This is a genomic window from Halopenitus salinus, assembly GCF_055397165.1.
This window is the reverse complement of the sequence record NZ_AP043853.1, coordinates 1,893,455-1,912,925: the sequence shown is the minus strand read 5'-3', so window position 1 is coordinate 1,912,925 and position 19,471 is coordinate 1,893,455. Positions and strand designations below refer to the sequence as shown.

Below are 19,471 nucleotides of genomic sequence, written 5' to 3'. Positions count from 1 at the left end.
CGTGTGAACATCTAACAGCCTGCGGCACCAATATAAGGAACGACCATTACATGACCGAATTCGGCGGATACCGCGACCGGGTGGCACAGATCGACCTCGGGGAGGGCGACGTCTCCTACCGGGGGATCGACGACGAGGACGCGAAGAAGTACATCGGCGCGCGCGGGCTCGGCGTCAAGTACGTCTTCGAGAAGGGACCGGAGGTCGACCCCGACGGCCCCGAAAACCGGCTGGCGTTCATGACCGGACCGCTGACCGGCACGCAGGCCGTGATGAGCGGTCGGATCGCGCTCGTGACGAAGTCCCCGCTCACGGGGACGGTCACCGACTCCCACCACGGCGGCTGGTCCGGCGCGCGGCTCAAGTGGGCCGGGCTCGACGGCATCCTGCTCGACGGCGAGAGCGACGAGCCGGTCTACCTCGTCGTCGAGGACGGCGACGTCGAGGTGCGCGACGCCTCCCACGTGTGGGGCAAGGGCGTCCACGAGACGATCGATACCCTCGGCGAGGAGGTCGAGGGGACCGTGGGACGAAACGTCTCCGTGATGGCGATCGGACAGGGCGGCGAGAACGGCGTCCGGTACGCCTGCGTGGTCAACGAGGACGACCGGGCGTCCGGCCGCGGCGGAACCGGCTGCGTGATGGGAAACAAGAACGTCAAGGCGGTCGTCGTCAAGTCCGGCACGAACATGCCGGCGCCGGCCGACCCCGAGACGTTCCAGGAGGGCCACCAGCAGTCGATGCAGGTCATCCAGGAGTCCGACGTCACCGCCCCCAACGAGGGCGGGCTCTCCCAGTACGGGACGAACGTCCTCATGAACATCACCGAGGAGATGGACGGCCTGCCGACGAAGAACGGCAAGTACACCTCCACGCGAAGCTACGAGGACGCGGAGGGCGTCGACATCGACGCCGAGCGCGTCTCCGGGGAGAACGTCCGCGAGAACATCCTCGTCGACGAGCCGACCTGTCACTCCTGTCCGGTCGCCTGCAAGAAGGAGGTCGAGGTGCAGACGATGCACAAAGGCGAGGAGATGAACGTCCGGATGGAGTCCTACGAGTACGAGTCGGCCTTCGCGCTCGGCCCGAACTCCGGACACACCGAACGCGACGACATCGCCCTCATGATCGACCGGTGTAACGACGTCGGCGTCGACACCATCGAGGTCGGCAACATGATGGCGATGGCGATGGAGATGTCCGAGCAGGGCAAGCTCGACGACTACGGCGATCTCGAGTGGGGCGACTCCGAGACGATGGTCGACCTCATCACGGAGATCGCGACCCGCGAGACCGAACTTGGGGACCTGCTCGCGAAGGGCACGGAGCGGGTCGCAGACGAGGTCGGCGCCCACGACAACAAGCTGTCGGTCAAGGGCCAGACCATCCCGGCCTACGACCCGCGCTGTATGAAGGGCATGGGCATCGCGTATGCGACCTCCAACCGGGGCGCGTGTCACCTCCGCGGGTACACGCCGGCGGCCGAGATCCTCGGCATCCCGGAGAAGGTCGATCCCTACGAGTGGGAGGGGAAGGGCGAGCTCACCGCGACCTTCCAGGACCTCCACGCCATCTCCGACTCCTTCGACATCTGCAAGTTCAACGCGTTCGCGGAGGGGATCGAGGAGTACGTGCTCCAGTACAACGGGATCACCGGACGCGACGTCTCCGAGGACGACCTGTTCGCGGCCGGCGAGCGCGTCTACAACCTCGAGCGCTACTACAACAACCTCGCGGGACTCGACGGCGAGGACGACACCCTGCCGAACCGGTTCCTCGACGGCCACCCGGACGCGGTTCCGGGCCAGGGCGCAAGCGAGGGCGAGCTGTGTGAACTCGAGGAGATGAAGGCCGAGTACTACGAGACGCGCGGCTGGGTCGACGGCGTCGTCCCGGACGAGAAGCTCGACGAGCTCGACATCGACGTCGGGCCCGGTACCGGCGTCTCCGCCGGCAGCGGCGCGGCGCCCGCCGACGACTGAACCGGCCGGCACTCCTCGGGAGCGCCAGCCGATCGCCACGTACCTTTTTATTTACACCCACAGAGGAAGTCGTATGGCCGACCGCCGACTCGTCGCCGTCGGGACGGCGACGACCACGTTCCTCGTCGTCGCGGGCGCGATCACGGGAGCCCTCGAGTCCCGGATCGCGTTTTCGGTGCTCGTCGGGCTCCCGATCGGGATGCTGGTCGGACTCCTCGCCGGACTGGTCGCGTACAGAGCGAGCCCCGGACTCCGCGGGGTCCGCCGCGGACTTCTGGACGGGTTCGCCACGGTGGGTCCGACCGCGCTCGGGCTGTTCACCGTTCGGTACGCGATCGCCTCGACGCGGGGGCTCTTGAGCGGCCGCGTCGTCATGGTGGTCGCGATCCTCGCGGGCGTGATGGTGGCGGCGATCGAAGCGACGTCCGAGTGAGGTCGGCGTTCGAATCGTCGCGGGATGAAAAACCAAAGGAACGTCGAAACAGGCGCCGCGAGGCCGTCTCGGAGCCGATCAGGCGTCGACGTCCGTGTTAGACTCCTCGAGATCCGCGTCCGAATCCTCGGCGACCGCCTCGATCGTCTCGATGCTGCCCGTCAGCTCGCGGTGGACGTAGGGCATGTCGATGCCCGCGTCGTCGAACCGATCTTTGACCGTCCGGACGTACTCCGAGCGGACGCGGACGAAGTCGCCCCGGTCGGGATCGTCGATCCACCACCGCGACTGGAGGCCGACCGCCGAGTCGCCGAGCTCGACGAGACGGACGGAGGGGCCGGGATCCTCGAGGATCTCCGCGTGAGCCTCGGCCGCCTCGACGATGATGTCGGTCGCGAGGTCGATGTCGTCGTCGTAGCCGATCCCGAAGACGAACTTCTGTCGGAGCGTCTCGTAGGCGACCGGGTTCGTGACCGCGTTGTTCGCGAGCTCGCCGTTTGGAACGGTAACGCGCTCGTTGTCGAAGGTACGAACCCGCGAGACGCGGAGGTCGATGTTCTCGACGCGGCCGCTTTGCCCGTTCCACTCGATCCAGTCGCCCACCTGGAAGGGCTTGTCCTTGAGGATGAAGACGCCGGCGACGAAGTTGCCGAGCAGGTCCTGGGCGGCGAAGCCGACCGCGAGCGCGACCGCGCTGCCGAAGACGGCGAACGCCGAGAGGAACGTTCCGTACCCGGCGACGGTCAAGGCGATCGCGAGCGCACCGACCCAGACGACCGCGTTCGCGACGCTTCCGGCCAAGCTCACGACCGCGTCGTCGAATCCCCTCGCGTCGAGCACCCGTCGAACGCCCGGCACGAACGCGAGCCGACCGAACAGTAGCACGACGACGAACCCGACGACGAACGACGCGATCGAGACCCCGATCCCGGCCAGATCGATCGACTCCGCGATCGCCCCCGCCTGTAGTGGTGTCATGTGCGATGCGTTCGTCCGCATTTATAAAGAAAGCACGGTCCGGTCGAGCGCGCCGTCGGCACCCCGCCGAGATCGGAATCGGTCGAGAGCGCACGGCTCAATCGATCGATAGCACGACGGCTCAAATCTCGAGCGGGCCCTCGCGGCGGGCGACCCCCCGAAACCGACGACCGTGGACGTCCCCCTCCAGGATCCGATCGCGGATGGACGCCGCGATCCATTCGCGGTCGTCGGGCGAGCCGGCTGACGCCGCCCCGGATCTGCGGATCTCGTCCGGGAGGTATCGGTCGTGGACGGGGAGCCGCTCGTGGAGGGTCATGTCGCCGGCGTGCGCGACGGCGCGAAGCTCCTCGAGGGCCGGCCACTCGTAGGCCGGGTTGACGTAGTCGTCGGTGACCGGCGAGACGCCGCCGAGGTCGTCGATCCCGCAGTCGACGAGTTCCGCGGCCGGCGAGAGGTTCGGCGGCACCTGTATCGAGACCTCCTCGGGAAGCGCCGCTCGGGCCATCGAAACGACGCGCCGCATCGTTTCGAGGCCGGGGCGCTCGAAGTCCGACCGCTCGTTCTCGACGACGTTCTGGACGATCACCTCCTGGACGTGGCCGTATCGCTCGTGAAGCTCGCGGATCGCGAGGAGGCTCTCCGCCCGGTCGCGCCACGTCTCGCCGATGCCGACGAGGATGCCGGTGGTGAACGGGACGCCCACGCGACCCGCCGCCCGGATCGTGTTGAGACGCTGTCCGGGCGTCTTGCGACGGCCGCCCGCGTGGGCGTCGACGTCCGCGGTCGTCTCGAGCATCACGCCCATCGAGGCGTTGACTCCCCGGAGCCGCTCGAAGGCCGCTTCGGTCAGATCGCCCGGGTTCGAGTGGGGCAACAGCCCCTCCGAGAGGGCGATCGAACACGCCTCCTGCAGGTACTCGAGAACGGAGTCGTGGCCCCACTCGGAGAGCTGCTCGTGGATCGCCGTATACCGGTCGTCCGGCGCGTCGCCGAAGGTGAAAAGCGCCTCCGTACAGCCGGCGTCCGCGCCGACCCGACAACGGCGGCGCACCTCCTCGGGCGAGAGGAGGCTCGCCTCGCCCGGGACGTCGTAGTAGGTGCAGTAGGTGCAGGTGTACCGACAGGCCGTGGTGAGCGGCACGAACACGTTCCGCGAGAACGTGAGCGCGTCCGCGGGCTCGACGTCCGCCGGCGTCACCTCGAGCAGGCGGTCGACGGCCTCGGGGTCGGGCTCGACCGCGATGTCGTAGCGCTCGGCCGCGGGGAACACGCCTTCGAGTCGGCGTCCGAGGCCCAAAAGGATATCACTCCGATCTGACGACCGTCGTGTCCCCGCCGTCGGTGGCGACCTCGAAGCCGGCCTCGAGGAGCCATTCGTGTGCGCGTCGCTCGCCGTGAACGAGCACCTCGAGGAGGTCCTCCCGGTCGTCGACGTCGCTCGCGAGGCGGCGGGAGTCGACCTCGGCGAGGGTCGCCCCGATCGACCGGGCGTTTCGGCGATGATCGCGGATCGAGACGCCGTGGTAGTCGACCCGAAACGACGGGTCGCGAGAGACGAACGCGTTCGTGCCGCCGCCGCGACCCGGCGCGAGCACGACCTCGCCGTCCGCCTCGAGGAGCCGCCGGAGGCTCGCGGGCGTCGCGAGCGGGAGGTCCGCCATCACGACCGCGACCGGCGGTTCGAACGCGTCGGTCCCCTCGAACGCCGTGGCGACGGCGGCGTTCACGGCGGTCGTGAGATCGCGATCGTCGACGATCACGTCGAGGCCGGAATCGAGACTTCCGGCGAGATCGGACTGGAAGGAGCGATTCGAGTTCGGATCGGCATCTCGGAGCGCCTCAAGATCGTGATCGAGCGGGCGGGTCGCGAGTACGTGGGGTGTTCCGCCGGCGGCGACGATCGACTCGAGCACGTCCGCGAGCATGACGCGTGCGAACGCGCGCCGTTCCCCGGGATCGAGAACGTCGGAGAGACGGGTCTTCGGGTCGTGAGCGGCGAACGGAACGATGACGTCCATCGGGACGTGGTGACGCCGAGTTAGAACAGCGACTCGAGCTCGTCCTCGCCGTCGTCGACGAGTTCCTCGAGGTTCTCCTCGCTCTCCTCGCGGATCTCCTCGAGGTTGTCCTGGGCCTCGATGGCGACCTGCTGGAGCTCCTTGATCCGGGGGACGTTCGTCACGCCCGCGAGCAGGATGACCGAGGCGACGAACCCGGAGCCGCGGTAGGGGTAGTCCCCGCCGCGAACCTCCATCGAGCCGGTCTGCTCCTCGAGCCACTTGCGCCCGCGCTCTATGCCCTTGCGGTTGAGGTACTCCGGCGGGCCGGCGAGCACGAGCAGCGCGCGTTCGGCGCCCTCGATCTCACAGGGGAGCGTCAAGCGACCGAGCGCCGCCTTTCGAACCAGGCTCGTGATCCGGTTCGTCGTGTGTGCGGTGTCGAGCTCCTCGGCCGACTCGTCGTTTCGGAGCCGCGAGAGGAGGCCGCCGGAGCTCGTCTCCTCGACCTCCTCCTCGGCGTATCCGACCGTCGAGACGCCGCCGCCCGAGAGCGTGTTGATGATCTCCGAGGAGTCGACGACGCTCTCTGCGACCTCCTGGCCCTGCTTGACCTCGCCGGCGCCGAAGAGGATGCCGAACCGCCGGACGATCTCCTCGTTGATCTGTTCGTAGCCGCCCTGGACGGACTCGCCGGTCTTGCGCCAGGCGTCGTTGTCGAAGACCATCAGGTTGTCGACCTCGCGGACGAAGGTCTGGAACGAGCGCGCCGCGTTCAGGGTGTAGATCCCCCCCTCGTCGCTGCCGGGCAGGATGCCGAGGCCGTAGACCGGCTCGGTGTAGATGCGTTTCAGGTGTTTCGCCAACACCGGCGCGCCGCCGGAGCCCGTACCGCCACCGAGTCCGGCGACCACGAGGAACGCGTCGACCTCGTGAACCGGGATCGAGTCGATGGCGCCCTGCACCTCGTCGATGTCCTCCTCGGCGATCTCCGCGCCGAGCTCGTTGTCGGCGCCGACGCCGTGGCCCTTGACGCGGGACTGTCCGATGAGCACCCGCTGTTCCTCGGAGACGTGTTCGAGGCCCATCAGGTCGGCCTTGGCGGTGTTCACCGCGGCCGCGGCCCTGACGATCTCGGAACCGGTCCGTTTGTCGTACTCGAGAAACTTGTCGACGACCTTTCCCCCCGCTTGCCCGAAGCCGATCATTGCCAGTTTCATGGAATCCCCCAGTCGGTCTTTGAAAAGACCACAGTAGCATGGCAAATATAAGCCTTGTGATGGTGGCGACCGGCGACGCCGGACGAACGGGCGATAAATCGGCTGAAGGCGGCGGATCGTCGGTTATCAGAATTTATTTTCACGCCGGACGGGAGCGAGTTCTGTATCGACGAGTGAATATAAATGATCAACGGTATCACGCCTCACGCCATCCCGAGAAATCGGTCGGGGCGGGATTCGTCTGACGCGCCCGCGCGTCCGTTCCCGTGTCGTCCGACGCATCCCCGTGGAGATCGCGATCAAGATGTCACGGGATCCCGTTCCGCGATCGGGATCCCTCGAAATCGCGTTCGAGCCGGGAGCGACGCGGGGTCCGACACCCGCTCACTCGGCCGCCGTCCCGGACAGGTACTCCCCGAAGGTCGTAAGATCGTCCTCCGTGAGGCCGAAGACGCCGACATCGTTGTTCTCGGTGGTGTTGTCGAACGTCAGCGACCGGTATTGGTCGGGGCCCATCGGGAAGCCCGGAACCACGCTCAACGTCGTGAGGCCGACCCTCGCGAGCGACATCGGTAACGAGACGATCCGCACGTCCCGTCCCTCGGCCGCGTAGACGAGCTCCGTGACCTCACGGAGGGTGAGCCGCTCCGGGCCGCCGAGCTCGTAGGTCTCGCCCGCGTGTTCGGGGTCCTCGATCGCCGTTGCGAGCATCGGGACGAGGTCCTCGACGTGGATCGGCTGGAACCGCGTTCGCCGCCCCCCTCCGGGGAGCGGATAGACGGGGACGCCGGGAGCGAACCACGACTTCAGCCGCTTCGTGAACCCCACGAACTCCCCACCGTCGCCGAAGACGACCGACGGGCGGACGATCGTCTCCTCGAGGTCGGCCTCGCGAACGATGTGCTCCGCGCGACCCTTGGCACGGATGTAGTGTGTCGGACCGTCGGGATCGGCGCCGAGCGCGCTCAACTGGAGGAACCGATCGACGCCGCCATCCTCGGCCGCGGCGACGAGGTTCTCCGTCCCCCCGCGGTGGATCGTGTCGTGGAGCTCGTTGCCCCCGGAGGGCTCGAAGAGCGGCGAGAGCGCGACCAGATTGACGACGGCGCCGTGACCCGCCACCGTCTCGCGGATGGAATCGAGCGCGGTCACGTCACCGACCGCGGTCTCGATCGAGTCGGCGTCCTCGAAGACGTCCTCGGGCGACCGCGAGAGCGCGGTCACCTGGTGGCCCCGGTCGGCGAGTTCACGGCACAGATACGATCCGATGAAGCCCGTCCCGCCGGCGACGAGGATATCCATGACGATCCAATGGGGCAGAAACCACCTAAAACTACCGCGGAATTCCAGTTCGGTTATGTGAGTGGGCCGCCCACCCACAGGCATGCTCGTCACCCTCGAGGGGCTGGACGGAAGCGGGAAGACCACCGTCTGGGAGGCGCTCCAGGCGTCGTATCCGGACGCGACGTTCACCCGCGAGCCGACCGATTCGTGGTACGGTGACGCCGTCTACCGCTCCATCGGCGACGACGACGCGGATCCGATCGCGGAGCTGTTTTTGTACACCGCCGACCACGCGAACCACCTCTCCGGAACGATCGAACCGGCGCTCGAGGCGGGACGTCTCGTGATCTCCGATCGATACAGCGACTCGCGATACGCCTATCAGGCGGCGACGCTCCGCGAGACGCGGATCGACCGACCGATGGAGTACGTCCGGTCGATCCACGAGCCGTTCACGCGCGCTCCCGACCTCACGATCTACCTCGATCTCGACGCCGAACGCGCGGCGGAGCGGTCCGGATCGACGAACAAGTTCGAGCGCCGGGAGTACCTCTCGGTCGTTCGCTCGAACTACGAGCGACTGATCGAGGAGGAGCCGGAGCGATTCGTCCGCGTGGACGCGACCCAACCCCCCGAAGCCGCCCTCGAACGCGTGGAGTCCGCGATCGAGAGGAGACTCGAGGAGTGATCGCCCCCCGCGTCGTCACTCCGCGGGCTCGGGAAGTTCGTACTCGTCGGGATGTTCGACGTAGAGGAGGTCTATCGCCACGCCGAGCGTGCCGGGAAGCAGGATCATCACGGCGAGGACGGCGGTCGGGGTCCCGAGATTCACGCCGATTCCCAACGGGCCGCTGAACACGAGCGTCGAGACGAACAACACGACGGGGACGAGAAACGCGACGTAAACCGCGGTGCCCCAGGTCGTCGCGAGACGCAGCCGGAGATACCGGGTCATCACGGCGGCGATCAGCGTGTGGATCCCCAACACCACGAGAAACGCGAGCACGCCGAGGATCGAGGCCATGACCCCAGTAGCGTCCGCGCGCTTTTTCGTCTATCGGCTCGTGTCGGACGGTCGCTCATCGGCTCGTGTCGGATCGTCGGTCACCTCGAAACGACTCACTCCTCGTCGATGGCGACGTACGTCTTCGTGTCGACGACGCCCGAAAGCTCCTGTAGCCTCGTCGCCGCGGTCGAGAGCACGTCGTAGACCTCCGGCGTCTCGATCTCGACGATGACGTCCCAGTCGCCCGCGACGACGTGTGCCGTCTCCACCGGCTCCACCGAACGGCTCGCCTCCGCGATCCCCGCCGCCGCTCCCACGTCCGCTTTGAGGAGCACGTATGCTCTGACCATGTGTTACCATACACCATGGACCGCAAAAACCTTCGCCCCGGGAGAAAGGTTATTTTAGCAGCCGTCTGTAGGATCTTTCATGAGATTTGTTAACATTGGCTGGGGGCGGGTCGGACGTCGGACCGCCCGCGTCCTCGCGGAGGAGGGCCACACGGTCGTCGTCGTGGAACGCGACCCTGAGACGGCCAGACTGGCGCGCGAGGCGGGTTTCGAGGTGGTCGAGGGGGACGGGGGGAGAGAGGAGGTACTCGAGAAAGCCGGGATCGACTCGGCGGACGCAGTCGGCGCGCTCACGGGCGATCTCAACGTCAACTTCGCCGCGTGCATGATCGCCAAACACCACGGCTGTAGAACGGTGATGCGAATCGACGAGGACTACCGCGAGGAGATCTACCGGAAGTACGCCGACGAGGTGGACGAGATCGTCCACCCGGAGCGGCTCGGCGCCATCGCCGCGAAGAACGCGCTCCTCGGCGGGAACATCCAGGCGATCGCCGACGTCGCCCAACACCTGCAGATCCTGCTCGTCACGGTGACGTCCGAATCCCCGATGCGGGGCTACACGATGTCGGAGGTCGCGCTCCCGGCGGCCTCCCGGATCCTCGCGTTCGGAAAGGCGGACGGCACGCTCGGGATTCCCCTTCCGGACGATACGCTCGAGGCCGGCGACCGGATCGCCGTGCTGGCGGACCACTCCGTTCTCGACGACGTTCGCCAGCTGCTCGTGGGGGACATCGAACCCTCGACCACCGCGGCGACCGCGGGAGGTGAACCATGAGCGTCACCGCCTACGTGATGGTGAAGGCCAACACGGGAGAGGCCGACCGGTTGAAACAGCAGATGGCCGCGATCGACGGCGTCGAGCGGGTGAGCATCGTCGCGGGCGACGTCGACTTCATCGTCACGCTCTCCGTGGAGACGCCCGCGGACGTCAAGGACGTCGCGGCGGCGTCGATCCAGGGGCTCGACGGCATCGAAAGCACGCAGACGTACGTCGCTATGGACTGAGACGTCGAGCGCTCTCTCGGTGGTTCCCTCGCCGAGATTTATACCCGATCGCGAACCAGCGTCGTCGTGTCTTGAACGTCGCCCCGGATCGGACGAGACGGTTGTGTGGCGCTCCGACCGGGAACCGTATCGCCACCTGTCCGCCATTTCACGTCGCAAGCGGCGTGTCGAGCGGTCGTCCCCCGATCAGACGTGCTCCGATCAGATGTGACCCGATCAGACATCGCCGGCGGTTCCCTGCGTTCGGGCCCGCGAGAGGAGCCCCGCGACGGGATCGGCGTAGTCGTATCCCGGAATGATCCCCTGCACGTACGTTCCCTCGACGAAGTCGACGAAGGCGCGTGCGTCCTCGACGCCGCGTTCCGGGTTGGCGTCCGCCAGAGAGACTTCGACCACGATGTCGTCCCCGTCACGACGGACTCCCGGATCCAGATCACGCGAGCGTCGCGTGATGCCGGAGACGTCCTCGATCCGTCGCTCGAACGTGTCGAACCACCCGTCCTCGACCACCTCGGCGACGGCGTCCTCGGTCACGGCGTCGAGCATGGGGACGACGACGGTCACGTCGAACGCGAAACGGACGGAGGGGTCCGGGTCCGTTCCATCGGCGTCCGAACCGGCCTGATCCGAACGGTCCCGAGTCGTTCGTTCTTCATCCGACCCGGCCACCGCTATCGGTTCGGCCTCGATCCGTCCCTCGAAGGCGGTGGTCGTCGAGCGCCAGGTCGTCTCGTCGATCTGCTCGAAGGATCCGGCCGTCTCGAAGGCGTTCCGGACCCGATCCGATGGCTCACGCATACCGATCGGAGGGTGCGAATCGCCAAAAGATCGTCGTGTCGGCGTCCGAGATCACGGTCGCGATCGCAAGCGCCGGGAAGTCGGTCCGCGATCCGATCCGGATCGGTTCTCGGCCGATTCCGTCCCCGGCCGATTCAGTCCTCGACGACGACCTCGACCGGTTCGTCCTGGTCGGTATCGGCGGATTCGGCTTCTTGGGCCGACTGCTTACCCTGCAGGTAGAGTCCGACCGCAACGGCGATGACGACCCACGATCGCCAGTTGGCCAGGTTCAGCGTGTAGCCGATCCCGAAGGGCTTCTCGACGAGCATGCCCCGCCCGGGCTTCCAGTACGAGGAGATCAGTCGGCCGAGGCTCGGCCGATCGAAGTTGTATGGGATCCCGAAGAGTTCGCCGGATGAGGGTTTCTCGACCATACCGTACCTAACGGCACCGGGTGGTAAATCGTTTTGGCTCGAGCGGCCGACCATCGATGACGCCCCGGCCGCTCACGTCGCGTCACCGATATCGACCACGTCCCTCGATCGTTCGGAGCCGGTCGATCACGGCCGAGTCGCCGACCGAGAGATAGCCGGACTCGAAGGCGTCGAGGAGCGACTCCGGATCCATCGCGGTACCGGCGACGGCCTGCTCGAGGACGTGGAGGTCCATCGCGTGGTCCTCGACGTGGCCCGTGTGATAGCCCAGGCCGAAATCGATCAGATACGTATGGGGGCGCGAACCCGGAGCGTCGGCGATCGTCCCGTCGACGTTCGCGTCGGGCTCCTCGATCGATCGGATCCGGACGTTTCGCGTCGTCGGATCGCCGTGGACGATCCCGGCATCGTGGAGCCGTGCGAGGTGTCTACCGACGGTCCGAGTGTGGACCCTCGAAGCGTCCGTTCCGTGCGCGAGCGCGTCGGCGAGATCGCGCTCGCCGACGTGCTGGAGCGTCAACGTCGCGTTCGCAACGTCGACGTCGTGAACGAGCGGAGTCGGAACGCCGGCTCGGCGCGCCTCGTTCAGCAGCCGCGCTTCGAGGGTGGTACGGCTCCGGCGGAGGGTCCCGTCGAGCTCCGGATGTCGGTAGGTCCGCGAGCGGCGACGTTTCCGGACGCGGTTGTCTCCGAGGAGTTCCACGGTCGCCTCGGCGCCGGTGTGATCGCGGTCGGTGCGTTCGACACCGTCGCGAGCCCGCTCAGTGTGCTCCGTTCGAGGGCCCTCCCGGATCGACTCGTCCCCCGGACGCCACGTGACCGGAACCTCGTCGGGCCGGAAGTTCGGATCGACCGACGACTCGCGGATCGGTACGACGTCACCGGCAGCGGCCATCTTCGCGCCGAGGACCGCGATCATGCCCGCGTTGTCGCGAAGGAACCGCGGTTCCGGCGCGAAAAAGGACGCGCCGCGTTGTGTACACATCGCCTCGAGCATCTCGCGGAGGCGATCGTTCTGTCCGACGCCGCCGCCGAGGACGAGCTCGTCGGCGCCGGTGAGCGATAGCGCCCGCTCTGCGACCTCGGTCAACATCGCGAAGACGTGTTCCTGGAGGGCGAAACAGACGTCCTCGACCGGGGCACCCTCGTCGTATCGGTCCTTGGCAGCCGACATGATCCCGGAAAACGAGAAGTCCATTCCCTTGACGACGTACGGGAGTTCGAGGAACTCGCCGTCGGCGGCCGCGGCCTCGACCTTCGGACCGCCCGGATGCGACCAGCCGACGTGGCGGGTGAACTTGTCGATCGCGTTGCCGACGCCGGTATCCATGGTCTCGCCCAGGACGCGATAGCGGTCGTCGTGATAGCCGAGCACGTGGGCGTTCGCCCCCGAGGCGTTCAAACAGATCGGATTCTCGAATCCCGACCGATGGCGACCGATCTCGAGGTGTGCCACCATGTGATTGACGCCGACGAGCGGGACCGAAAGCGATCCGGCGAGCGACCGGGCCGCGGTCCCGGCGGTTCGCAGGCAGGGTCCGAGACCCGGACCGCGAGAGAACGCGACGGCATCGATCGAAGCGCGGCCGTACTCCCGTTCGGCGTATGAAAGCGCCGCGTCGACGACCGACGGGAGGGCGTCGGACATGTGCTCTGCGGCCTCACGGGGGTGAATGCCGCCGCTATCGGGTAGATACGGATCGGATTCGATGTGGACGTCGTCGGTTTCGGAATCGTAGACGGCGGCGCTCGCACACCAGGCCGTCCCCTCGATCCCGAGAACGCGCATTCGGAAGCCGTCGGGGCCGATCAGGCTTCCTCGGCTTCGGCCTCGACGTCCGCCTCGTCGTCGACGCCGATCTTGTTGCGCTCGAGCATGTACTCCTGTTCGACGTCGCGGGCGTGTTCGGGCGTCTCGTAGGCCTTCGCGTAGCCGACGGTCTTTCGCATGCCGAACTTCGTGTCGAGCTCGTGGATGACGACCTCGTCGGAGTCCTTATCGAGGGTGGCCGCGAGCGAATCGCGGACGGAGAGCCTGGAGGGCGTCGCGTCCTCGTGGACGATCTCGAAGCGGATGTCCGTTCTGTGCAACATGGGGTTTTCCTCCTCGGAAACGATGTCGATCTCCATGGTCAGTTAGCGTTATCTCCCCGCGAAAGAGCTAAAAGGATTTCGAAGCCGGGACCTCGCCGCCGGTTCGACCGCCACCTGACGGCGCGTTGGGCGGCGAGGAGTCGGTGGCGCGGCGTTTTTATCTCCGAGCGGCGAAGGCGAAGCGTGGACGTACACGTTCGGTACGAGGGCGACGACGACCCGGAAAAGTGCACGGCCAGGAAGCTCGCCCGCTTCGATCTCGCGACCCTCCACCGGACGGACGGGGCGACGCCCTACGGCATCGTCTTGAACCCGCACGCCGAGCGAGCGCTGTCGCCGGCGGATGCTGGGAACGCGGGCGACGATGAGGAAGGCGGACGAGAGAACGCCGACGGGGGCAACGACGTGCGGGGAGACGGAGGCGACGGGGACGTACTGGTCGCGCTCGATTGCTCGTGGGAATCGGCGGGCGAAAAGCGGTTTTCCCTCCCCGGCGAGCACCGTGCGCTGCCGTATCTGGTCGCCGCGAATCCCGTGAACTTCGGGCGTCCGATGCGGTTGACCACCGTCGAGGCACTTTCGGCCGCGCTCGTGATCCTCGGTGAGCGGGTCCACGGCGAGCGACTCCTCGAGAAGTTCACGTGGGGAGAGACCTTCCTCGAGCTCAACGAGGAGCCCCTTCGTCGGTACGCGGCCTGTGAGGACTCCGCTGCGGTCGTCGACGTGCAACAGGAGTACCTCGACCGCTGACCGGTCGATCCTCGTGTGGTAACCTATCGTTTAATAAATACACCCACATTATTTATTAGTAACACCCAAATTTCGGCCGGGAGTTGACAGTTGAGTTAATAACGATCGAGCGTCTACGTCGAACTAATGAGCGACGACGACCGGCGCTCCGCCGGGGAGACGTGCGGGTGTGGCGGACACGCCGACGCGGATGGGGATCATCCCGAGCGGGACGGACGTCAACCGGGGCCGCCGGCATCCGGATCCGACGACCTCCGATTGTCGGTGCCCGACATGGACTGCAGCTCCTGTGCGGGGAAGGTGGAGTCCGCGCTGTCGGACCGAACGGGTGTGACGGGGATCGACACGCGTCCGACCAACGGGACGGTCGACGTACTGTACGACCCGGAGCGGACCGCCCCCAGCACGATCGTCGAGGCAGTTGAATCGGCCGGTTACGCGGTCGAGCGGGGAGAAACGACGCGGCTGTCGGTTCCCGACATGGACTGTAGCTCCTGTGCGGGGAAGGTGGAGTCGGCCCTCTCCATCGACGGCGTCCTGGACGTGGACACTCGGCCGACGACCGGCACGGTGGTGATCGACTACGATCCGCGGACGATCGGAGCCGACGGACTGATCGCGGCGGTCGAGTCGGCAGGGTACGAGGTGGAGAAGTCCGAGGACACCGTCGGTGGAGACGTGCCGATACATCGGACGCCGCGGGCGATCGCGACCGGGATCGGGGCGATCCTTCTGGCCGGCGGACTGGTCCTCCAGTGGGCGGTTCCCGTCCTCGATCCGTCGTTCGCGACGGTCGGTCCCTGGGCGATAACGGGGTCGTGGCTCGCCTACGTCCTCGCCGTCGCGGCCGCCGCGCCGCCGATCCTCCGAGCGGGATATTACTCCGCGCGCAACCGAAACCTGGACGTCGACCTGTTGATGACGGTCGGAGTGGTGGGCGCGCTCGCGATCGACGCCCCCTTCGAGGCCGCCACGCTGGCGGTGTTGTTCTCGACCGCGGAGCTGCTCGAGCGGTTCTCGATCGATCGGGCGCGAAACTCCATCGAGGAGCTGATGGAGCTCTCCCCGGAGACCGCCACCGTGTTGCGTGACGGAGCCGAGGAGACCGTTCCCGCGAGCGAGGTCGCGGTCGGCGAGCGCGTCGCCGTCCGTCCGGGCGAGAAGGTCCCGCTCGACGGGGTCGTCGTCGCCGGGTCATCCGCGGTCGACGAATCGCCGATCACCGGCGAGTCGGTTCCGGCGGGAAAGGTCGAGGGGGACGAGGTCTACGCGGGATCGATCAACGAGGAGGGCTACCTCGAGGTCGAGGTGACGGCCCCCGCGTCCGAGTCGACGATCGCGAAGGTGGTCGAGCTGGTCGAGGCGGCGAGCGCCGAGGAGACCGAGGCCGAACGGTTCGTCGACCGGTTCGCCGGGATGTACACGCCGATCGTGGTCGGGCTCGCGATCGCGACCGTGGTGCTCGGCACGGTCGTGGCCGGCGGGGGGTTCACGCAGTGGTTCGTCCGCGGACTGGCACTGCTCGTCATCGCCTGTCCGTGTGCGTTCGTCATCTCGACGCCGGTGAGCGTCGTCTCCGGGGTCACCGCCGCCGCCCGCAACGGCGTCCTAATAAAGGGCGGCCAGCACCTCGAGTCGGCGGGCGAGATCGACACGGTCGCCCTCGACAAGACGGGGACGCTCACCACCGGCGACCTCGGCGTGACGGACGTGATCGCGATCGGCCACGAGGACGACGAGGCGGTGCTCGCGTGTGCGGCCGCCCTCGAGCGCCGCAGCGAGCACCCGATCGCGCGGGCGATCGTCTCCCACGCCGAGGCGGCAGGCGTCCCCGACCGGGAGGTCGCCGGGTTCGAGGCGATGGCCGGCGAGGGCGTTCGAGCCGAGGTCGACGGCGAGACGCACTACGCCGGAAAGCCCGGGCTGTTCGCCGATCTCGGGTTCGATCTCGAACACGCCCACGTCCGAACCGACGGCGGAGGGACGCTCACCAGCGAAGAGACGACCGGTATCGAGACGGCGGACATCGAACCGGACGCCTGCGAGCACGGCGCCTACGTCGACCTCGTCGGCGGGACGATCCCGCGGCTCCAGCGGGAGGGAAAGACCGTGGTGCTCGTCGGAACGGCCGAGACCATAGAGGGCGTCATCGCGGTCTCCGATACGGTCCGACCGGAGGCCGCCTGGACGGTCGACCGACTCCACGAACTCGGGATCGACCGCGTCGTGATGGTGACCGGAGACAACGAGCGGACGGCCGCCGCGATCGGCGAGCAGGTCGGCGTGGACGAGGTCCACGCGGACCTCCTGCCGGACGAGAAGCTCGACGTCATCAGGGAGCTTCGCGAGGCGAGCGACGGCGGCGTGTTGATGCTCGGGGACGGCGTCAACGACGCGCCCGCGCTCGCGACGGCGACGGTCGGGGTCGCGATGGGGGCCGCGGGGACCGACGCGGCCCTCGAGACCGCCGACGCCGCGTTGATGGGCGACGACCTCACCCGGCTCCCGTACCTGATCGATCTCTCCGATCGGGCCTCCCGGGTGATCCGGACGAACATCGTCGCCTCGCTGGGCGTGAAGGCGCTGCTCGCGGCCGGCGCTCCCTTCGGCTACGTCACGATCGCGATGGCGGTCCTCGTCGGCGACATGGGCATGAGCCTCGGGGTGACCGGGAACGCGCTTCGTCTCGGCCGGATCGAACCGGCGGAACCCCCGGTCGCATCGGGGTCGGAGCTCGAGGACGGTTCCGAGGGAGCGGAGGCCGAAACGGCGGGACGGACGAGCGAACCGAACGAACCGGAGCGAGCGACGAGCCCATAGCGTGCAAGCGATCGAAATCCGGTAGCGCGCGTCGACGTGGCGATCCTGAGGATATGCACGCTGCGTGAAACACCTCCATACTCATATACGTGCAGCACTAACGTGGCACATGGACGCTCGTCGTCTCGAGTCCGCGCTGGCCGAGGAGTTCGGCGGCAGCGACGCCGAGCGACGAGTGGTCGCCCGCCAGGCCCGTGATCTGGCCGACTCGGGCAAGCCGAAACGCGACCGCGGCCACGCTCTCACGGTGCCGGACGTCCTTCGACACCTGCGGGACGCGCCGGAGGGATCCACGCTGGCCGAACGGTGGAACTGGTGGATCGGGGCGCTCGAGACTGCCTACGGCGGCTACGACCGATTTACGGTTCGTGTCGTCGCCGACGACGACGAACTCGACGTGAACCGGTGACAGGTCCCGACCGGACCGTTCCCCTCCTCCCGTTGTGCCGTCCCGCTTGCCGGCGTCCTGATCGCCTTAGGTACGTTTCGTTCGCCATTGGTACGTCCCGATCGACGTCGCGTACGTTTCGATCGTCGTCTCGTTCGTGGGTTTCAGCCCGCCCCATTTTCAGTTTCACTTTCAGTGCGCTGTTGGATGAGGTATACGTGCGGCGGCGACGAACGTTCGAGTATGAGCACCGAGGCACCGACGTCGATGCGGTATTTCGGGCGAACGCGCGTGGACGTGACGGAGTACGCGGCCGGACGCATCCCCGAGCGGATCGAGGAGAACACCGTCCCCGGGACCGAGGTCTACCTCGAGCGCCGCGGCGGACGGACCTACCTCGTCACGGACGCGCGGTAGCCGGTCCCGGACGCGAGGTGGGGACCGCTCGGCCGCGGCCGAGCCGTTGCGTCGCGGATCGATGCCCACTAGCGTGGGCCGACCCGAGGATCGGTCGATGAAGCTGCGGTTTCTCGGCGGCGCCCGCGAGGTCGGCCGGAGCGCCCTCCTCGTGAACGACTCGCTGCTCGTCGACTTCGGGAGCCTTGCGTCCAACCCGCCGCAGTTTCCGGTGGAGACGCCCGATCCCGACGCAGTCGTCGTCTCCCACGGACACCTCGATCACGTCGGCGCCGTTCCGGCGCTCCTCTCGGGGACGTCCCGGCCGCCGATCCACTGGACGCCGCCGACCCGCGAGCTGGCGCTCACGCTCGCTCGCGACACGCTGAAACTCCACGGCGGGACGCTTCAGTGTCCCTTCACGGAGAACGACGTCCGACGCGTGACGGAGACGTCGCGGACTCACGGGTACCGGGAGCCGTTCGAGGCCGCCAACCACGAGGTGACGTTCTATGACGCCGGCCACATCCCCGGAAGCGCCCACGTCCTCGTCGACGACGGGGACACCCGACTGCTCTATACCGGGGATTACCACACCGACGACCAGCGTCTCGTCTCGGGGACGACGGCGCGTCCGGAGGCGGACGTCGTCGTCTGTGAGAGCACGTACTCGGACGTCGATCACGAGGATCGAGGCGACGTCGAGGAGCGGTTCGCACGGAGCGTGGAGACGACGCTTTGGGAGGGCGGGACGGTCGTCATCCCCGCGTTCGCGATCGGACGGACACAGGAGATGATGCTCGTCTGTGAGGAGTACGACATCCCCTGTTACGTCGACGGGATGGGTGCGCAGGTGACCGAGATGCTTCGGAGACATCCCGAATACGTCCGCGACGCCGACGCGCTTCGGCGTGCGAAATCACACGCCCGGTTCGTCACCGGCCGCGACGGACAGCGCAAGCGTATCACCGATCAGAAGGCCGCGATCATCACCACCAGTGGAATGCTGTCCGGCGGCCCCGCCATGACCTACATCCCCGAGATCCGGTCGAACCCGGTGAACAAGATCACCCTGACGGGTTATCAGGTCGAGGGAACGCCGGGAAGGGACCTGCTGGAGACGGGCAGCGCCGAGATCGACGGTCGCGTGATGCCCGTCAGCGCGCAGGTCGAACAGTACGACTTCTCCGCCCATGCCGACCGCGGCGGACTGGTGGACTTCCTCGACGCCTATCGGGACGTCCCGGTGCTCGTGAACCACGGCGATCGATGCGGGCGGTTCGCCGAGGAGCTGCGGGCCGACGGGTTCAACGCGTCGGCGCCCTCGATCGGCGAGCCGATCGAACGGTGACGGCGGGTCCGTGAGACTCGAGAAAGCGGGGGAACGGCGGAGGACGTCCCGCCGCCGCGGATTTTGCCGGTGATCCGGAGGGCGAATCGTTCACCGCCCCGGCGAGCAGATCGTCCGCCCGCCTCGGCTCCATCGGAGATTCGACGGGTGGTCGAGACGGTTCCGGTCGGGAACGTCCGAGTCCCGCGTGTTCGCTC

21 protein-coding genes are annotated in these 19,471 nt (G+C 67.4%); 10 read left to right on the top strand and 11 right to left on the bottom strand.

Going from position 1 to position 19,471, the window contains the following annotated elements:
• The first annotated feature begins 50 nt into the window (after positions 1 to 50).
• On the top strand, positions 51 to 1,982 hold the full coding sequence (locus tag ACZ5YD_RS11340; RefSeq protein ID WP_379744539.1) for an aldehyde ferredoxin oxidoreductase family protein: 1,932 nt from the start codon (positions 51 to 53) through the stop codon (positions 1,980 to 1,982).
• 73 nt (positions 1,983 to 2,055) lie between these two features.
• A complete protein-coding gene (locus ACZ5YD_RS11335; RefSeq protein ID WP_379744541.1) occupies positions 2,056 to 2,415 on the top strand; it encodes a DUF8147 domain-containing protein in 360 nt (119 codons plus the stop codon).
• A gap of 78 nt (positions 2,416 to 2,493) precedes the next feature.
• On the opposite strand, the gene ACZ5YD_RS11330 is transcribed toward ACZ5YD_RS11335, so the two are convergent.
• The 5 genes from ACZ5YD_RS11330 to ACZ5YD_RS11310 all read right to left on the bottom strand — a co-directional run bounded on the left by ACZ5YD_RS11330 (position 2,494) and on the right by ACZ5YD_RS11310 (position 7,915).
• Positions 2,494 to 3,393 carry a mechanosensitive ion channel family protein gene (locus ACZ5YD_RS11330; protein WP_379744543.1) on the bottom strand — a complete coding sequence of 300 codons (900 nt, stop codon included), beginning with the start codon at positions 3,391 to 3,393 and terminating at the stop codon, positions 2,494 to 2,496.
• A 121-nt stretch (positions 3,394 to 3,514) separates the two neighbouring features.
• Entirely contained in the window at positions 3,515 to 4,666 is a 1,152-nt protein-coding gene (cofG, locus tag ACZ5YD_RS11325; RefSeq protein ID WP_379744545.1) for a 7,8-didemethyl-8-hydroxy-5-deazariboflavin synthase subunit CofG, read from the bottom strand.
• 34 nt (positions 4,667 to 4,700) lie between these two features.
• Complete coding sequence (cofC, locus tag ACZ5YD_RS11320; RefSeq protein WP_379744547.1) at positions 4,701 to 5,414, bottom strand: 2-phospho-L-lactate guanylyltransferase; 714 nt, start codon at positions 5,412 to 5,414, stop codon at positions 4,701 to 4,703.
• 20 nt (positions 5,415 to 5,434) lie between these two features.
• A complete protein-coding gene (locus ACZ5YD_RS11315) occupies positions 5,435 to 6,613 on the bottom strand; it encodes a tubulin/FtsZ family protein (protein WP_379744549.1) in 1,179 nt (392 codons plus the stop codon).
• 384 nt (positions 6,614 to 6,997) lie between these two features.
• Positions 6,998 to 7,915, bottom strand: a complete 918-nt coding sequence (locus ACZ5YD_RS11310; protein ID WP_379744551.1) for a complex I NDUFA9 subunit family protein — start codon at positions 7,913 to 7,915, stop codon at positions 6,998 to 7,000.
• Positions 7,916 to 7,997: 82 nt separating this feature from the next.
• Here ACZ5YD_RS11310 and tmk point away from each other — a divergent pair, with 82 nt between their 5' ends.
• Positions 7,998 to 8,585: a dTMP kinase gene (gene tmk, locus ACZ5YD_RS11305; RefSeq protein WP_379744553.1), complete on the top strand. Its 588-nt coding sequence runs from the start codon at positions 7,998 to 8,000 to the stop codon at positions 8,583 to 8,585.
• Between the two features lie 15 nt (positions 8,586 to 8,600).
• Here tmk and ACZ5YD_RS11300 read toward each other — a convergent pair whose 3' ends face one another.
• Both ACZ5YD_RS11300 and ACZ5YD_RS11295 read right to left on the bottom strand, forming a co-directional pair.
• Complete coding sequence (locus ACZ5YD_RS11300) at positions 8,601 to 8,921, bottom strand: hypothetical protein (protein ID WP_379744555.1); 321 nt, start codon at positions 8,919 to 8,921, stop codon at positions 8,601 to 8,603.
• Positions 8,922 to 9,016: 95 nt separating this feature from the next.
• A complete protein-coding gene (locus ACZ5YD_RS11295; RefSeq protein WP_379744557.1) occupies positions 9,017 to 9,253 on the bottom strand; it encodes an Lrp/AsnC ligand binding domain-containing protein in 237 nt (78 codons plus the stop codon).
• 79 nt (positions 9,254 to 9,332) lie between these two features.
• Here ACZ5YD_RS11295 and ACZ5YD_RS11290 point away from each other — a divergent pair, with 79 nt between their 5' ends.
• Both ACZ5YD_RS11290 and ACZ5YD_RS11285 read left to right on the top strand, forming a co-directional pair.
• Complete coding sequence (locus ACZ5YD_RS11290; RefSeq protein WP_379744559.1) at positions 9,333 to 10,031, top strand: potassium channel family protein; 699 nt, start codon at positions 9,333 to 9,335, stop codon at positions 10,029 to 10,031.
• A complete protein-coding gene (locus ACZ5YD_RS11285) occupies positions 10,028 to 10,261 on the top strand; it encodes an Lrp/AsnC family transcriptional regulator (RefSeq protein WP_379744561.1) in 234 nt (77 codons plus the stop codon). Before ACZ5YD_RS11290 ends, ACZ5YD_RS11285 begins: the two co-directional genes overlap by 4 nt.
• 216 nt (positions 10,262 to 10,477) lie before the next feature.
• Here ACZ5YD_RS11285 and ACZ5YD_RS11280 read toward each other — a convergent pair whose 3' ends face one another.
• From ACZ5YD_RS11280 to ACZ5YD_RS11265, 4 genes are all read right to left on the bottom strand, one after another.
• Positions 10,478 to 11,059, bottom strand: a complete 582-nt coding sequence (locus tag ACZ5YD_RS11280; RefSeq protein ID WP_379744563.1) for a DUF5813 family protein — start codon at positions 11,057 to 11,059, stop codon at positions 10,478 to 10,480.
• A gap of 134 nt (positions 11,060 to 11,193) precedes the next feature.
• Positions 11,194 to 11,475 (bottom strand): DUF5808 domain-containing protein, encoded by a 282-nt coding sequence (locus ACZ5YD_RS11275; RefSeq protein ID WP_379744565.1) that lies wholly within the window; start codon positions 11,473 to 11,475, stop codon positions 11,194 to 11,196.
• Between the two features lie 82 nt (positions 11,476 to 11,557).
• Positions 11,558 to 13,264: a bifunctional N(6)-L-threonylcarbamoyladenine synthase/serine/threonine protein kinase gene (locus ACZ5YD_RS11270; protein ID WP_379744567.1), complete on the bottom strand. Its 1,707-nt coding sequence runs from the start codon at positions 13,262 to 13,264 to the stop codon at positions 11,558 to 11,560.
• Between the two features lie 20 nt (positions 13,265 to 13,284).
• Positions 13,285 to 13,605 carry a 30S ribosomal protein S24e gene (locus ACZ5YD_RS11265; protein WP_379744569.1) on the bottom strand — a complete coding sequence of 107 codons (321 nt, stop codon included), beginning with the start codon at positions 13,603 to 13,605 and terminating at the stop codon, positions 13,285 to 13,287.
• A gap of 147 nt (positions 13,606 to 13,752) precedes the next feature.
• On the opposite strand from ACZ5YD_RS11265, the gene ACZ5YD_RS11260 reads away from it, so the two are divergent.
• From ACZ5YD_RS11260 to ACZ5YD_RS11240, 5 genes are all read left to right on the top strand, one after another.
• Positions 13,753 to 14,319 (top strand): ribosome biogenesis domain-containing protein, encoded by a 567-nt coding sequence (locus ACZ5YD_RS11260; RefSeq protein WP_379744571.1) that lies wholly within the window; start codon positions 13,753 to 13,755, stop codon positions 14,317 to 14,319.
• A 126-nt stretch (positions 14,320 to 14,445) separates the two neighbouring features.
• Entirely contained in the window at positions 14,446 to 17,139 is a 2,694-nt protein-coding gene (locus tag ACZ5YD_RS11255; RefSeq protein ID WP_379744573.1) for a heavy metal translocating P-type ATPase, read from the top strand.
• A gap of 109 nt (positions 17,140 to 17,248) precedes the next feature.
• The gene (locus ACZ5YD_RS11250) at positions 17,249 to 17,548 is read left to right on the top strand and encodes a hypothetical protein (RefSeq protein ID WP_379744575.1); all 300 of its coding nucleotides are present in this window, start codon (positions 17,249 to 17,251) and stop codon (positions 17,546 to 17,548) included.
• Positions 17,549 to 17,770: 222 nt separating this feature from the next.
• Complete coding sequence (locus ACZ5YD_RS11245; protein ID WP_379744577.1) at positions 17,771 to 17,944, top strand: hypothetical protein; 174 nt, start codon at positions 17,771 to 17,773, stop codon at positions 17,942 to 17,944.
• Between the two features lie 97 nt (positions 17,945 to 18,041).
• Positions 18,042 to 19,274: an MBL fold metallo-hydrolase gene (locus ACZ5YD_RS11240; protein WP_379744579.1), complete on the top strand. Its 1,233-nt coding sequence runs from the start codon at positions 18,042 to 18,044 to the stop codon at positions 19,272 to 19,274.
• Positions 19,275 to 19,471: the final 197 nt, after the last annotated feature.

Bases quoted from the DNA above. Each gene is read 5' to 3' on its own strand.
- ACZ5YD_RS11340 (WP_379744539.1), top strand. From the start codon at position 51: ATGACCGAATTCGGCGGATACCGCGACCGGGTGGCACAGATCGACCTC.
- ACZ5YD_RS11335 (WP_379744541.1), top strand. From the start codon at position 2,056: ATGGCCGACCGCCGACTCGTCGCCGTCGGGACGGCGACGACCACGTTC.
- ACZ5YD_RS11330 (WP_379744543.1), bottom strand. From the start codon at position 3,393: ATGACACCACTACAGGCGGGGGCGATCGCGGAGTCGATCGATCTGGCC.
- cofC (WP_379744547.1), bottom strand. From the start codon at position 5,414: ATGGACGTCATCGTTCCGTTCGCCGCTCACGACCCGAAGACCCGTCTC.
- ACZ5YD_RS11315 (WP_379744549.1), bottom strand. From the start codon at position 6,613: ATGAAACTGGCAATGATCGGCTTCGGGCAAGCGGGGGGAAAGGTCGTC.
- ACZ5YD_RS11310 (WP_379744551.1), bottom strand. From the start codon at position 7,915: ATGGATATCCTCGTCGCCGGCGGGACGGGCTTCATCGGATCGTATCTG.
- tmk (WP_379744553.1), top strand. From the start codon at position 7,998: ATGCTCGTCACCCTCGAGGGGCTGGACGGAAGCGGGAAGACCACCGTC.
- ACZ5YD_RS11300 (WP_379744555.1), bottom strand. From the start codon at position 8,921: ATGGCCTCGATCCTCGGCGTGCTCGCGTTTCTCGTGGTGTTGGGGATC.
- ACZ5YD_RS11295 (WP_379744557.1), bottom strand. From the start codon at position 9,253: ATGGTCAGAGCATACGTGCTCCTCAAAGCGGACGTGGGAGCGGCGGCG.
- ACZ5YD_RS11290 (WP_379744559.1), top strand. From the start codon at position 9,333: ATGAGATTTGTTAACATTGGCTGGGGGCGGGTCGGACGTCGGACCGCC.
- ACZ5YD_RS11285 (WP_379744561.1), top strand. From the start codon at position 10,028: ATGAGCGTCACCGCCTACGTGATGGTGAAGGCCAACACGGGAGAGGCC.
- ACZ5YD_RS11280 (WP_379744563.1), bottom strand. From the start codon at position 11,059: ATGCGTGAGCCATCGGATCGGGTCCGGAACGCCTTCGAGACGGCCGGA.
- ACZ5YD_RS11275 (WP_379744565.1), bottom strand. From the start codon at position 11,475: ATGGTCGAGAAACCCTCATCCGGCGAACTCTTCGGGATCCCATACAAC.
- ACZ5YD_RS11270 (WP_379744567.1), bottom strand. From the start codon at position 13,264: ATGCGCGTTCTCGGGATCGAGGGGACGGCCTGGTGTGCGAGCGCCGCC.
- ACZ5YD_RS11265 (WP_379744569.1), bottom strand. From the start codon at position 13,605: ATGGAGATCGACATCGTTTCCGAGGAGGAAAACCCCATGTTGCACAGA.
- ACZ5YD_RS11255 (WP_379744573.1), top strand. From the start codon at position 14,446: ATGAGCGACGACGACCGGCGCTCCGCCGGGGAGACGTGCGGGTGTGGC.
- ACZ5YD_RS11250 (WP_379744575.1), top strand. From the start codon at position 17,249: ATGGACGCTCGTCGTCTCGAGTCCGCGCTGGCCGAGGAGTTCGGCGGC.
- ACZ5YD_RS11245 (WP_379744577.1), top strand. From the start codon at position 17,771: ATGAGCACCGAGGCACCGACGTCGATGCGGTATTTCGGGCGAACGCGC.
- ACZ5YD_RS11240 (WP_379744579.1), top strand. From the start codon at position 18,042: ATGAAGCTGCGGTTTCTCGGCGGCGCCCGCGAGGTCGGCCGGAGCGCC.